Genomic DNA, 13,921 nt, shown 5'->3' with positions numbered 1-13,921 from the left:
ATGCTCTGCCCATGCACTCCCTCCTCTCTATGATCTCTGTGCCTCTGTGTTTCCAATCCCCAAGCGCCGCAGCCACATTCAGCCCCCACCCGCTCCGCCGAGCCGCTCGTAGTAGCGGCGGGTCTTCTCGGCGTACTCGGGGGCGACCGGGTCGCGGTCGAGCGGGACGAGGGCTTTCTTCCCGGCACGGCGAAGGAGTTCCTGCGCGACGCGGTTCTCGAGTTCGATCAAGGGCTCGGCGACCTGTCGTCGGACGAGGTCCCAGTTCGGCTCCTTGGAGTGCCGCTTGAACTCGGCCCGCATCGCGCGGGCCTGTTCGCGGATCCGCGCCGCGAGGGCTCGCATCTCGGGATCGTCGACCATCTCCTCGACGTCGCGGAGCCGGTCCGACCACTCGCGGAAATCTTCCCCGACGAGCGGCGAGCGCTCCTGCGGGGCCATCTCGATGTTCCCGCCCCCCGACGTGATCGCTCCCCCGCCGTTCGGACTCCCGTCGGGCCGCGGCCCATCGGAAAGCCGGCTCGGCTGACGAGCGCCCCGTTGCCGCGGATCGGTCTGGTTCCCGCGCGGGCGGTTTCCGGTCCCTTGTCCCCCGCCCTGGCCTTGTCCTTCACCGGGCATCGGCGAGTCCGCTTCTCCCTGTTGTCCGGATTGGCCCTGCTGTCCGCGCTGCCCACGCTGGCCTTGCTGGCCCCGCGGCCCCGGCTGTCCCGGCTGCTGACCACCGGGCTGCTGGCCCTGACCGGATGGACTCTGGCCGGACGGGTTCTGACCGGCCTGGCCCTCCATCGGCTGCTCGCCCGGTTCTCCGGCAGGCATCGGCTCTCCGCCGGGTTGCCCCCCCGGCATCGGCGAGCCGCCGTTCATTGGTGAACGCTGTCCCCGCCCCTGGCCTGGCTGCGGGCCGGGTTGCTGTCCCGGCATCGGCGACTCGGTCTCCGGCCGCTCTGCCGTTCCCTGACCCGGACGTTCCCCGGGCTCGCCCTCCATCGGCTCCCCGGCCGTTCCTTCGCCCGGCGTCTCGCGGCCCGGCTGGGACTGCGACCGGCGACTCTGTCCGGGCCGCTCCCCTTCGCGCGGCATCGGCGATTCGCCTTCCGGCTGCCCAAGCTGTCCCGGCTGCGAGGGATCTTCGCCGATGTGCTGCGACGACATCGGCTCTTCGTTCCCCTCCCGCTGGCCGGCTGCCGCTCCGTCGCGGGGCGTCTGGTCTCCTGGCCGCTGCGGCGGCTCCGCGCCGTTGCGGGTCATTTCGCCGTTCAGATCCCGGGAGAGAGTCTGAAGTTCCTGGCGGGCGCGGCGGAGGGCCTCGGTGTCGTCGCCGATGACGCCATCCGCCGCTTTCTCGATCCCCTGCCGGAGTTTTTCGATTCCCTGATTGGCGATCGATTCGATCCGCTGGGCATCCTCCGCGAAGCCCCGGCGGATCGCCTGCTCGGAGACCTGCAGGGCCCGGTCGACTTCGGTGTCGCGGGCGTCGCGGGCGGTCTCGTACAGCCGCTCGGACAGGAGGGGCTCGGTCTCGGCCGCCTCGTCGATCGTCTGCCGCATCTGCTCCTGCAGGTCCGAGAACCGCTGCCGCTGCTGCGACAGTTCCTCGCCAATCTTCTCCCGTCCCTGCGGTCCCTGCTCGCGCAGGGTCGGGGCCTGGCCCATCGGAGGGCTCGCTTCGTCCTTGATCTTCTGCGCCAGCTCCTTCTCCTTCTCGTCGAGCTCGCGGGCCGCCTGCCGCATCTGCCGCATCTCGTCGGTGAACCCTTCCGAGGCACGGCGGCGGAACTCTTCCCGCAGCTCGTCGAACTGCTCCTCGGCCCGCGTCCCGGCCGCGGCCGCCTGCGTGACCCGCTCATTCTCCAGCGACTCCGACGCCTTCCGGACTTCCTCGCGGGTCTCCTGCAGCTGCTCCCGCTGCTCCGAGAGCCGCTCCGAGTTCTCCGGCTGGTCGAGCCGCGACTGGAGCTCTTCCGTGTCCTGAAGGATCTGGCGCTGCTCGTCCTGCAGCCGCTTGAGCTGCTTGCGGACCTCTTCCTTCTGCTGTTCGGTCTCGGCTGCCGTCAGCGCCGTCTGGAGCTCCTTCAGACGCTCGTTGAGGTCGGTCTGCCGGCGGGCGAGCTCGCGGAGGCGATTGAGGACCTGCCGGTTCTCCCGCTGCTCGGCGGTCTCTTCCTGCCGCTGCTGCGCGGTCCGCTCGGTCTCGTACCGGCTCTCCTGGTCCTTGAGATCGAGCTGGTTCATCTGCTGCCGCTGCTGCTGGGACCGCCCGGCTCCCTGCCCCTGGCCTTGCTGCTGCTGTTGCCGGACGATCTCGTGCTCCCGGGCCCGCAGCTTGAGCAGCCCCTGGTAGGCCGCCTGCTCGGCCGAAAGAGCCGGCCGCAGGGCCTCGGGCTCCTGCTTGTCGTGCGACCGTTCGAGTTCCGTGATCGCCGTCGACATGTGCCGCAGGATGTCCTGAACGTAGCCCTTGGACTTCTCGTCCTGCACCTTCGAGCGGAGCTCGTTCGCCATCTCGAGCGCCTGCTGCTGCGACGCTTCGAGCTGCTCGACGTCGCTCTGGAAGGCGGGCGTGACGGTCTTGGTGATCTCCCGGCGGAGGACCTTCCAGGTGGCGTTGATGATGTCCTTCTGGAGCTTCGCCAGCTCCTCCGCCTGCTGCCCGGCAGGACTCTGGCCCTGCTGCTGTTGCTGCTGCTGGGCCCCCCGCGGCTGCGGCTGCCCCTGGCGGAAGAGCTCTTCGAACGGCCGGACCTCGCCGAAGTACATGTCGCTCGCGGTCCGGCGGAGCTGGCCGTCGGGACCGATGTCGTCCGCCCACCAGAAATAGGAGAGGAGCTCGTCCGGCTTGGCGTCGAGCTCTTCGAGGCGGATCTGCGACGCGATCTCCCGCTTGTCGCGGGCTTTGCCGTTTTCGATCAGCGTCACATCGACCGGGTCCTTGCCGGCCAGGGAGTAGGAGACTCCGGCCTTCGGGAGGCCAAAGTCGTCGACGATCGTGGCCCGCACGTCGAGCTCCTCGATCGCCGAGAGCTCCATGTCCCGGCCGGGAAAGAGGGGCTTGATCGTCGGCGGGCGGTTCGGGTTGACGTTGATCCGGAACTCGGCCGGTTTGACGTTCTTCCGGCCGGCGTCGTCGACGAGGTCGAGCCGGTACTTGCGGGTCTCGGTGCAGAGGAGCGTCACCTCATAGGTCGCCGGCTCGGACGCGGCGGCGAGGACGATCGGCGGCTGCGGGGTCTCCTTGGCGAGATCGGCCAGCACGGCGCTCACCACCGGCTTATTGAGTTTGCAGCGGAGCGTGACGCTCGTCCCCTCGACGACCGAGACGGTCCGGACATCCTGCAGGAGCCGCTCCTCCATCCCGGTGTAGGCGGGGAAGACGAGCTTCGCGTCGGCCCGTTCGAGCCGCGGGTACTCGAACACCGTGGCCCGATAGGTCGGCGAGACCTGCCCTTCGGCATCGACATGGTACGTGAGGGTCCGGTCGACCGACGGAATCCGTCCGCCGAAGACCGGGTCGCTCAGGCTGGCCGACATCGCGAGTACCGACACCTCGCCCCCTTCGGGATGGAAGTGAAGCGTCGCCTGCGGCGGCATCGTCCCCGCGATCCGGGCCAGAACGAGAAGACTTGTCCCCTTCTCGACCTCGGTATCGCCCGGCTCGACCGTCACCGCGAAGCCGTTCCCCGGGAGGAGCGCCCTGAGCGGCTCGGCGACAAGGCCGGCCGCCATCGCGGGCGGAACGAAGCGGGCGACCGCCACGACGACCACGACAAACAGCAGGAACGTGGCGACATTGGCGAACGCGGCAAAGAGGAGCTGCCGGCGGGAGACGATCTCGGCCCACGGGTTCTTGCGGGAGTGGTCGAGCGCCTGCTGGATGACGCTCGCCTGGAGGAAGCCGAACCGCCCGTCGGGAAGATCGGGACGGAGCTCGATCGCCGCCAGGAGCGACTGCTTGAGGTCCGGGAACCGCTGTTCGAGCTGCCGGGCGACCCACTCCTCGTTGGCGGCGGAGCGGAAGACCCACCAGAGGCCGACGGCGGCGAGGACACAGGGCGCGAGGCACAGGACCGGAATCACGGCGGAGGCCGGGAGCGACGTCGCGATCCGGACGCCGAGAACGACCGCTCCCAGGAGGGCGGCGAGGAGCCAGACGACCGCCAGAACCTGCCAGGTCCGGAGCCGCCGGTAGCGGGCCGCGACGCGGTCGAGCTGCATCCGCAAACGGGTCTGAATCATGTGACGGCCTCAGCCGAAGGGAGCGGCGACGCGGAGCCGGAGGGGGGCGATCCCGCGGCCGAACGTCCCGAGTACCAGGTTTCTGCCATGACGAGGAGCAGGCAGCCGACGATCAGCCACCGCCAGACTTTCTGGCGGCTTTCGAGTTCGACGTCCCGCTGCTGGCGGATCTTTCCGAGCCGCTCGGTCTGCGTGGCGACCGTCCCGAGCCGCACGCCAAGCTGTTCCAGCGACTCGACCGGAAGCGGCGCGGTGTCGCTCTCGGCCGCCGGAATATTGACCGCGAACGTGAGCACATCCGCCCCCATCCCCGCGCCCTGGTAGATCCCGGGGACGGTCGTTTCTGTGAACCGGGCCTCGGAGAGAGGAACCGACACATCCCGCCCCTCGGGCGTTCGGACGACAACCGGACCATCGCGGTCCGCTCGCAGAGGAATCGGCGTGCCGACCGGAATCCCGGCGAGCAGCCGCGCCGAGCCGAGGGTCTGGTCGAGCAGCCCGCCGAGGAACATCACGAACTTGCTGGAGAGGGCGAGCTGGCTGTCGTCCGGGTGCCAGCCACTCGTCATGACGAGAATCCGCCCCTTCCCGACCGGACGCTCGATGAGCCACGGCGTGCCGTCATCGAAGCGGGCCACGGCGCGGCTCGCTCCCCCTTCGGTCAGCCGGACCGGGCGATGCTGCCAGAAGTGGATCTTCGTGAAGTCGCTGTAGCGGGGATTGGCGAACGGAACGAACAGCGGATGCGTGAAGTCGATCTCGCCGAGCAGCTGATACTCCCGCTTCCCCTTCGCGGCGGCGGCCTCCGGGATCTCGATGTCGTCGAGGAGCCGCGGCAGCCAGTCCCGTGTCCCGTCGCTCGCCGCCACGACGAGCAGCGTCCCTCCCCGCTCGACCTCTTTCAGGTGACGATCGGCGATCGCATCGTCAGGCCGCGCCGTAACCACGGTGACGGTGGGCGCGACAGCAGCCGGAGCGTCGGCCGTTCCATCGACGATCTCGATCGCCCGATACGGGTCGTCGAGGGTCGCGATCTGAAGGTAGTACCGCAGCCCATTGGGGTCATCCGCTTTCTCGGGGCCGTAGTACGGAATCAGGACGGTCGGCTTCGCGAGCGGGACGACGTAGTGCGTGTTGTCGAACTCGTGATCGTCGCCGTGGAGGATGATCCGGTCGAAGACGGCGTTCCCTTCCGGCCGGGGGAGCTTCACGACGCGGCTCTCGCCCGCCGGGACGTAGACCGCGACGTCCGTCTCCTTCGACCCGCCGGTGTCCGTCGCGGTCCCCCAGCGGACGAAGAACTGATCGACCGTCGAATCGGCGGCGCTCGCCACCTTGACCCGCGGCTCGGCGTTCGGCTCGTCCGCCGCTGTGGAAAGGAGCTGCACGGCGGCATTCGAGGTCTTGGCAGGCACGAGGAGTCGGGAAACGACGCGGACCCGCTCGGGCCACTCATACGCCTGGAGGGCTTCGAGCCGGCTCCCCTTCTGAAGGTCGCTGATGAGAATGATCTGCGGCTCGGAGAGGGACTGCTGGACGTCGCTCGACGCATCGAGCTCCCCGGCGAGCGTCGTCAGCGCCAGCCCCAGGTCTCCCGTGCTCCAGGTCGGCTTCATCTCCCGCGCGCTCGTCAGCAGAAGCTGCGCGGCGGCCGCTTCATCGACCGAGGGATCGCGGTCGAAACCGACGACCGTCTCCAGCCGGTCGCTAAACCGGAACAGGGCGACATCGTCCTGCGGCGAAACCTGCTTGAGTTCGTCTTCGACCTTCGCGATCGCCTGCTGCCACAGGTCGCCGCGGCGAAGGCTGGCGCTGCCGTCGACGAGGATCGCAATCCGCCGTCGCGGTAGGTCGCTTACCGAAAGGAGAGCCGACTCGCGGAGGAACGGCCGTGTGAAGGCGAGGGCCAGGAGGGCCAGGACGCCCAGCCGCATCAGGAGGAGAAAAATCTGGTCGAGCCGGCTGCGGCGGGTGAGCCGCGGCGGGGTCGGCGAGAGGAACATCAGCGAGCTGAAGACCTGCTTCCCCTTGGGGGTCCGGCGGATCAGGTGCAGGACCAGCGGCAGCGACAGCGCGGCGAGCCCGGCGAGGTAGAGCGGAGCGAGGAGTCCCATCAGCTGGCCCCCCTTCCGCGGACCGCCGGACGCCGGGCGACCTGCCGGCCGCGGCGCATCCGGGCGTTCAGGAGATCGAAGAGGGCGTGCTCCAGGGGCTGATCGGTCGTGAGGTCATAGAGGTCGACCCCCAACCGGCTGCAGAGGGTCTTGAGCGACTCGGCGTGGGCGGCGAACCGCTCGCGGTACTGGCCGCGGATCGCGTCCGGGTCGACATACAGCTCCCGTCCGGTCTCGACGTCCTGAAACATCGTCGGGTCCTGGAACGGGAAGTCCCGCTCGGCCGGATCGAGCGTCCGCAGCAGGACGACCTCGTGCCCTTGCGACCGGAGATAGCCGAGGCGGACCTCCAGCATCTCGGGGGGCGCCAGGAGATCGGAGAGGAGGACCACCATCCCCCGCTTGCGGGCGGTCTTGGCAATCTGCTCCAGCGGCGCGGCGATATCGGTCGCGGTCCCGGCCGGGGCCCGTTCGAGAGCGACGAAGATCCTGTGGAGATGCCCTGGGCGATACCGCGCCGGCAGGTAGTCGTGGATCTCCCGGTCGAAGGTGACGAGCCCCACGCCGTCCCGCTGCTGGGCCAGGAAGTAGGCGATCGTCGCGGCCGCGGTCTTGGCGTAAGTCGCCTTGTCGTAGTCGAGCGATCCGTAGCTCATCGACCGGCTGAGGTCGACGAGCAGGTAGCACCGCAGATTGGTCTCGTCCTCGAACCGCTTGAGGTAGTACCGGTCGCTCCGGGCATAGAGTTTCCAGTCGAGATACCGCGGGTCGTCCCCCGGCGTGTACTGGCGATACTCCGTGAACTCGACCGAGAAGCCGTGGTACGGACTGCGGTGCATCCCGCTCAGAAAACCTTCGACCACGAGCCGCGCGCGGAGCTCCAGGTTCTTGATCCGCATCAGCGTCGCGGGATCGAGATAGGAGCGGCCGGTCGCAGTGGCCGCGGCGGAGATGGGGTTGGCTTTCGGCATTCCAAGCAGTTCAACGAAGGAGACTCAACAGCCCGGCCGCGACGCACCGCTACGGGGCCGGAACGTGTTCCAGCAGCCGGTTGATGACGTTGTCGACCGTCACCCCCTCGGCCTCCGCCCGGTAGCCGACGAGGATCCGGTGCCGGAGCGTCGGATGAACGAGGGCCTTGATGTCGTCGGGGGTCGCGTGGCTGCGGCCCGAGAGGAGCGCCCGGGCCTTGGCCCCCAGGACGAGGTACTGCGCCGCCCGCGTCCCCGCTCCCCAGCTGACCCAGTTCGTGACGAAGTCCGGCGTCCCCTTCTGGCCCGGCCGGCTCGCCGAGGCCAGCCGCACCGCGTAGCGGATGACGTCCTCCGAGATCGGGACCCGCTGGACGACTTCGTGGAACCGCTTCACGTCTTCGCCGGTGAACAGCGGCTCGATCTTGGCCGAGCGCCGGGAGGTCGTCTGCTTCACGACGGCGACTTCGTCGTTCTCGGGCAGGTAGTCGATGAGGACATTGAACATGAACCGGTCGAGCTGCGCCTCGGGGAGCGGGTACGTCCCCTCCATCTCGATCGGGTTCTGCGTCGCCAGGACGAAGAACGGCTCCTCCAGGACATACCGCTGGCCCGCGACCGTGACCTGATGCTCCTGCATTGCTTCGAGGAGCGCCGCCTGGGTCTTGGGGGGCGTGCGGTTGATTTCGTCCGCCAGGATGACGTTGCCGAAGATCGGCCCCTTCACGAACTGCATCTTCCGGTGGCCGCCGGTCTCCTGCTCCAGGATCTCGGTCCCGGTGATGTCGGCGGGCATCAGGTCCGGCGTGAACTGGATCCGCTGGAACTGGAGATGGAAGATCTGCGCGATCGACCGGACGAGGAGCGTCTTCGCGAGCCCCGGCGCCCCGGTGATGAGGCAGTGCCCGCCGGCGAAGAGGCTGATCAGCAGCTGCTCGACGACGTCGTGCTGGCCGACGATCGTTTTCGACAGCTCGGCGTCGATCTTCTTGCGGCTGGAGCGGATCTGCTCGACCGTCTGCTGTTCCAGCTCGTACTCATCCAGTTCAGGGATCACTCTTGGCTCGCTGTTAGGAGACTAAACACCAAGACACGAAGGAGGCACCAAGATCACGAAGAGGAGAAAGCATGCACTTGCTCTCGATTCTTTGTGTCCTTCGTGCCTCCTTGGTGTCTTCGTGTTTCCAATTCCATCAATGGGTCATGGCGTACGTGACGATGTTGATGCCGAGGGGATAACTCCACTTCTCCGACATCTCGCGGAAGTAGTCGGGGGATTCTCCCTCGCGCTCCCAGCCGTCCCCCAGGTCCGTGTTGTGGCAGATGATCGCCATCATCCGCCCCTTGTCGTCGAACAGGCCGCGGTAGTGCGGCTCCTGAGCGTCGAACCGCTCGGCGGTATAGCCGCTCATCCAGGCGTGGATGCTCGGGACCTGCGGCTTCTTCTTGAGGTCATAGACGATGTGGAAGATCTCATGCTCGAGCGGCAACTCGACCGGCTCCTTGTCCGGAAAGGCCCGCTTGATGTTCCGGTAGAAGCCTTCCCATTCGGCTTCCCCCCAGAAGTCGTCCACCATCAGGAAGCCGCCGTTGAGCAGGTACTTCCGCAGGGCCGCGACCTCGGCCTCTTCCAGCCACATGTCCCCCGGCTCGATGATGTAGATGAACGGGTAGTCGAAGAGCTGCGGATCGGTTAGCTCCAGGATCTTGCCGTTGGGATCGACTTCGAGTGCCGTCAGTTCATGGAGGCGATAGGAGAAGTTCAGGTCCGCGTCCGGGTAGTCGGTCTGCCACTTGAAGCCCCGCCCGCCATAGGAGCCGTACCGGATGCGCACGAAGGTAAAGACGTCGTGCTTGAACTGCTCGCTGTTCTTCCAGTCCGGGACGCCGTTGCGGTCGACGATCTCGGACGGAGCCTCCCGCCGCCACCGGCCGCGCTGGGCCACCGCGACGGTCGCCAGCGAGCCGACGACGACAAGCGCCAGCAGCATGAGCGAACGGCGGCGGAGCGAAGGGGGGCGGTTCATGCGGGTGTCGATCGGGGGCCTGGGAACGGGAAACGTCTCGGCTTCAAAACGCGACACGTCTCTTTTCGGTCACTGCGGGCAACGGCGGCGGTGGAGGGACGAGAGGCTCCTCCGTTGTCGGGGACGCGGCATCGGAAGGTTTCGGGGCGGGACTGCTCGGAGAGGGAGTGTCGCTGACGATTTCCAGCAGAAGCCGCTGTGCCGCCCGGTAACGGGGGGTCTCTTCGAGAGCGAGGAGGACATGCCGCTTTGCATCGGTCGGGCTGCCGGCGAGCTGGTGCGCCCGTGCGAGTTGATAGTGCGCCTCGGCCCGATCGAACGGATCGAGCCGCAGCAGCGCCGAGCGGCTTTCGACCGCCAGCGGATAGTCTTTGAGCTCGATCGCCGCGACCGCCAGACGCCGGTAGGGCTGCGGGTTGAGCGGGTTGACCGCCAGCCAGCGGAGCCCCTGCTCGCGAACGGTGCCCCAGTCCTTTTCTGAAACGGCGAGCTCGGTGAGCCGGTCGAGGACGTCGACCTGATCGTCGGTCAGTTCCGTCAGCGCCAGGAGAGCCGCTTTCTCTTCGGCCGCGTCTCCCCGCCCCCGCCCGATCCGGGCCAGCCGGGCCTGTGGGCTGGTCGCCCCCTCATCGTGCGGAAAGAGCGAGAGCATCGTCTCGGCGACGGCGCGGGCCTCTTCCCACCGTTTCGCCTCGATGAGCTGGTCCGCCTTCCGGGCGAGAGCGGCGTAGTTGTGCGGATGGCGGCTCAGGTAGTCGTCGATGATCCGCAGGTCAGCCTTGGCCGGGAGCTCCGGCGGCGCCCAGTCGGCCAGCGGCGCCATCGCGTGCGCCGCGACGCGGGCGTACTCGGCGAACTTGGCGTCGAGCTCTTCGATCGAGCCGGTGTGCCGACCGAGGGCTTCGTTGATCGGCATTCCGACCGCCAGGTCATCGAGGACTTTCTTGACGGTCGCCAGTCCGTGGTTCTCGACGAGGTACTGAACGACGAGCGACGACTCGAAGTAGGCGAACTGGAGGTGCAGGCCGGACTTGGGCCCCAGGAATGCGCCGCTGAGCTTGCTGACCGGGACGAAGTCGTCCCCGAGGATCATCTGCCGGTACTGGGGAGTCATCGCCTGCCCCCACCGCGGGTCGGCCTGCCGCTCCTCATAGACCGAGATTCCCTCGCTGAGCCAGCGAGGCATCTTGTTACGGGTCTTGTTCAGCGTGACGACGTGACAGAACTCATGCCACAGCGTCGCCTCCCAGCAGGCGGGAGTCCGTCCCTGAGACGCCGGGCTGTTGGCCGTGATGACCGTCCCGAAGCAGACCGCCAGGAACCCCGCTCCCCCCGGCATCCCGAAGGTCCGGATGGCAAAATCCTCCTGCCGCGGGAACATCTCGACGATGATCGGTCCGGGAAGTTCGACCTCGTACTTCGCGCACAGATCGTGCTTGGCCCGCTTCAAGAGCGCGAGAACCCGCTCGCCGTACAGGTCCGCCTCGCGGGCGTCCATCCGAAGCTGGAACCCGTCGGACTCGATCGTCCGGAACTCCGCAAGGCTCTCCTGGAGGACGACGAGGTTGTGGGCGTGGACGTTGTATTCGTCCGTCTCGGAGACCTCCTGTGCCAATCGGAGTCCTTCCTCTTCCTGCCCCAGCCGGAGCAGGTCCTGCGCGAGCTGGGACTTCGCCGCGAGGAACTTGCCGTCGAAGGCGAGCGCCTGCCGCTGGTACGCCTCCCCTTCGCGGAACCGGTACTTCTGCGACAGCTTCTTCCCGATCAGATGATCGACGTCCGGGTTCTGCTTCCAGAACTCGAGCGCCTTGTCCCGCAGCCGTTTCTCTTCGTCCAGCTTGTTGTTGAGATGGGCCAGAACCGCCCGGTAGGCCAGTGCCCGCGGATGGCGGGGATTGACCGCCTCGATCTCCGCGAGCACCTTTTCGGCCTCGGCGTAGCGTTCGGCGTCGACATGGTTGTCGACGACCAGCAACAGCGCCCCGACATGCCGGGGGTTTTGCGTGAGCGCCGCGGTGACCTCTTCCTGGACCTTCTCGTCGTCGCTGGGAGCGAAGGCCCGCGCCAGACCGACGTGGGCGTCAGCGCTGTTCGGATCGAGCTTGATCGCCTGCTCGTAGGCTTCCGCCGCGAGCTGGTAGTCGGACTTCTCCAGCGCCAGGTCGCCGCTGGCGATGTGGACGTCAGCGTAGTTCGGCTCGCGTTTCTTGATCGGCCCGTAGATGCCGCTGAGGACTTTCTTCGGATCGACTCCCTGGTCGAGCATCAGCCGGGCGATGTCGAGCTGGTTGGGGGAATCGCTGTACCGCCAGGCGAACTGCGTGACGAACTGCCGGATCTCTTCGTCGAAGCGGGCAACCCGTTCCGGCTGTCCGTTGAAGCGGACGACCTCACGGCCGATCCAGCGGAGCCGCACGCTCTGCGGCAGTTTTCCGATCCCCGCGTCCAGGGCGGCGAGGGCTTCTGGGTAACGTCCTTGCTGCATCTCGGCGCGGACGAGGAGGACGTGCAGGTTCTCGCTGTACGGGTTCCGGGGGATCTCGGCAGTCACATCCGCCGCGGACTCCTGGTACTTGCCGGAGCGATAGAGGGCCATCGCGGAGTCATAGTCGGCCGAGGCGGCCTGGCAGAGCAGCACCGCCACTATGAGGGCGAGCCATAGCGCCGCCCCCTTCATCCGGGGGAGCTCGTCCACCTGCCTCCAACACCGGGAGCGTCGTCCGTCCGAAGAGACCGGACCGCGGGAACTCCAGCGGAGGCATTCAGGCATCAAATGCGCGTCCCCTGCGTCTATGTCCCTCCGAGGGAGTGCCCAATGAGGGCCGTTTCCGCCGGAGAGACTTCGAGAGTGCCGGGATTCGGACCGATGCGAGAGAGCCGTCGCACGCCTTCTGCCGCAACATCTCACCACAGTTGCCACGAGTGTAATTCGCGGGTCGACAGCGCACCATCGCCGGGGACAGCTCCCCGACCGAATCCGCGCGATCCCGCTTGACGGGAGACTGTCACACCGGCGGCGAGAGGCGTCGCCAAGTTTCACCGGGACTTAAGAGTGTCCCGGTGCGGCCGACGTGCGCGGCCCTCCGCTCACTCGGGAAGGGTGAATGAGAGCGTCTTCCGCGCACCGTCGCGGAGGACGCCAACCTCCACGCGGGCTCCCGGCTTGAGGTCCGACATCGTGTAGGCCAGGAGATCGGTCTCGCGGACGAGATCGGCGCGGCCGTCGAAGGAGACGAGGATGTCCCCTTTCTGGAAGCCCGCCTTCTGTGCGACGTTGTGCGGCGGGTACTGGCCGACGTGCTTGATCCGAAGCGCCATGGCGTTCGGTTCGAGCTTCAGCGGCGCCCGCTCTTCGGCCGGGACCGCCTCGCTGAAGATCCCGCCGGTTCCCCAGCGGCGGAGCGTCCAGCTCGAAGCCCGCCAGGCGATGTCGTCCTTCCGCCGCCAGCCGGGGGCCAGCGTCATCGTCAGCGTCTTCTTCGCCCCTCCGCGGGTGACGACTGCCTCGACCGGTCCCCCTTCGGCCGGGACGTGGTGCAGGAACCACTGCACGTCGGCGATGCTCAGAGGGATCTGTCCACCCAGGCTCTCGATGACGTCGCCCGCCTCGAAACCGGCCTTGGCCGCTGGCGACTCGGGCTCGCCCCGTTCCACCGTGGCGCATTCTCGCGGATCGAGGATCAGGCCGAGGCTTTTGGGGTGCGGATAGGGGAACAGAACCTTGTCGGCCAGCCGTCCGCCGTCTTTCTCGCGATGCCAGGACTTCAGGGCTTCTCCGACCTGATGGCAGTGGATGCAGCTCTTGACGATCTCACCTGAGGTCGCGAGCGCGGGGCCGTATTTGTCCTTGAGCTCGGGGAACTTCTCCGGCGAAGCGACTTCCGGTGCCGGGCCGCGTTTTCCTTCCACGAGCGGCTGGCCCGCGGGCCACTTTGCGTGCAGGTCGAGTGCTTTCTGCATCGCCTTTCCGAGGCCGTCGATCGAGACGTCGTCGTGCCAGTCGGTGCGGTGGGAGCGGGTCCCGAAGCGGCCGTAGATCTGTCCTTCCGCGTTGAGGAGGAAGACGGCGAAGGACTGATCGTAGTCGTACTGGAAGGTGGCGAGGTCGAGGCCGTTGGTGGAGATCTGGCGGACGCGGACGAACTTATCGAGGAGGGGAGCGACGGCGGGGTGCTGGTCGATCAGTTCGTCGTCGAGTTTGACGCATTCCTCGCAGGGGATGCAGCGGAGGACGACGATGAGGGGTTTGCCCGAGGACTTGGCTTCGGCGAATCCACGGGGGAGGTCGTTGTAGATCCAGTAGCCGGTCTTCTCGACTTTCTGGCGATCGTTGCGGACTTTTTCTTCGCGGGTCTGGGCGAGGGCGAGGGAGGAGATGAAGAAGCAGGCCAGCGTGGCGAGGAGATGACGCGGCATGTGTGGCTCCGGCTAGAGAAACTCGTGGCGATGGAGACGTGGTCGGAGGGTAGGGAATGAGAATTGCCGACCGCAACCAAAGAACCAAGTCCTCCCTTGCCGGGGTCCAGGGGGAACCCCTGGTGGGGAGTGCAGAGGGGCAACGCCCCTTTGCCCG

Annotated in this window: 7 protein-coding genes; all 7 read right to left on the bottom strand. The window is 67.4% G+C overall.

Translation table 11 applies throughout. The features are described 5' to 3' along the window. Nucleotides 1-78 precede the first annotated feature (78 nt). Nucleotides 79-4,236, bottom strand: coding sequence for a DUF4175 family protein (locus tag VT03_RS25375; protein ID WP_075095589.1), 4,158 nt, complete (start codon nucleotides 4,234-4,236; stop codon nucleotides 79-81). Next, nucleotides 4,233-6,350 carry a BatA domain-containing protein gene (locus tag VT03_RS25370; RefSeq protein WP_075095588.1) on the bottom strand — a complete coding sequence of 706 codons (2,118 nt, stop codon included), beginning with the start codon at nucleotides 6,348-6,350 and terminating at the stop codon, nucleotides 4,233-4,235. The genes VT03_RS25375 and VT03_RS25370 overlap by 4 nt, the downstream gene beginning before the upstream one ends. Further along, complete coding sequence (locus tag VT03_RS25365; RefSeq protein WP_075095587.1) at nucleotides 6,350-7,321, bottom strand: DUF58 domain-containing protein; 972 nt, start codon at nucleotides 7,319-7,321, stop codon at nucleotides 6,350-6,352. Before VT03_RS25365 ends, VT03_RS25370 begins: the two co-directional genes overlap by 1 nt. Before the next feature lie 49 nt (nucleotides 7,322-7,370). Further along, on the bottom strand, nucleotides 7,371-8,378 hold the full coding sequence (locus tag VT03_RS25360) for an AAA family ATPase (RefSeq protein ID WP_075095586.1): 1,008 nt from the start codon (nucleotides 8,376-8,378) through the stop codon (nucleotides 7,371-7,373). A 136-nt stretch (nucleotides 8,379-8,514) separates the two neighbouring features. Beyond that, the gene (locus VT03_RS25355; protein WP_075097292.1) at nucleotides 8,515-9,348 is read right to left on the bottom strand and encodes a DUF4159 domain-containing protein; all 834 of its coding nucleotides are present in this window, start codon (nucleotides 9,346-9,348) and stop codon (nucleotides 8,515-8,517) included. Nucleotides 9,349-9,391: 43 nt separating this feature from the next. Then, nucleotides 9,392-12,043, bottom strand: a complete 2,652-nt coding sequence (locus VT03_RS25350; RefSeq protein ID WP_197489080.1) for a tetratricopeptide repeat protein — start codon at nucleotides 12,041-12,043, stop codon at nucleotides 9,392-9,394. A 392-nt stretch (nucleotides 12,044-12,435) separates the two neighbouring features. Next, the gene (locus VT03_RS25345) at nucleotides 12,436-13,764 is read right to left on the bottom strand and encodes a Trx7/PDZ domain-containing (seleno)protein (RefSeq protein ID WP_075095585.1); all 1,329 of its coding nucleotides are present in this window, start codon (nucleotides 13,762-13,764) and stop codon (nucleotides 12,436-12,438) included. Nucleotides 13,765-13,921: the final 157 nt, after the last annotated feature.

This window comes from Planctomyces sp. SH-PL14 (genome assembly GCF_001610835.1).
Classification (GTDB): Bacteria; Planctomycetota; Planctomycetia; order Planctomycetales; family Planctomycetaceae; genus Planctomyces_A.
The sequence above is the reverse complement of the archived record's forward strand: the minus strand, read 5'-3'. Positions and strand labels throughout refer to the sequence as shown.

Excerpts from the sequence above, each read along its gene's own strand:
- VT03_RS25375 (WP_075095589.1), bottom strand. The coding sequence starts at position 4,236 with ATGATTCAGACCCGTTTGCGGATGCAGCTCGACCGCGTCGCGGCCCGC.
- VT03_RS25370 (WP_075095588.1), bottom strand. The coding sequence starts at position 6,350 with ATGGGACTCCTCGCTCCGCTCTACCTCGCCGGGCTCGCCGCGCTGTCG.
- VT03_RS25365 (WP_075095587.1), bottom strand. The coding sequence starts at position 7,321 with ATGCCGAAAGCCAACCCCATCTCCGCCGCGGCCACTGCGACCGGCCGC.
- VT03_RS25355 (WP_075097292.1), bottom strand. The coding sequence starts at position 9,348 with ATGAACCGCCCCCCTTCGCTCCGCCGCCGTTCGCTCATGCTGCTGGCG.
- VT03_RS25345 (WP_075095585.1), bottom strand. The coding sequence starts at position 13,764 with ATGCCGCGTCATCTCCTCGCCACGCTGGCCTGCTTCTTCATCTCCTCC.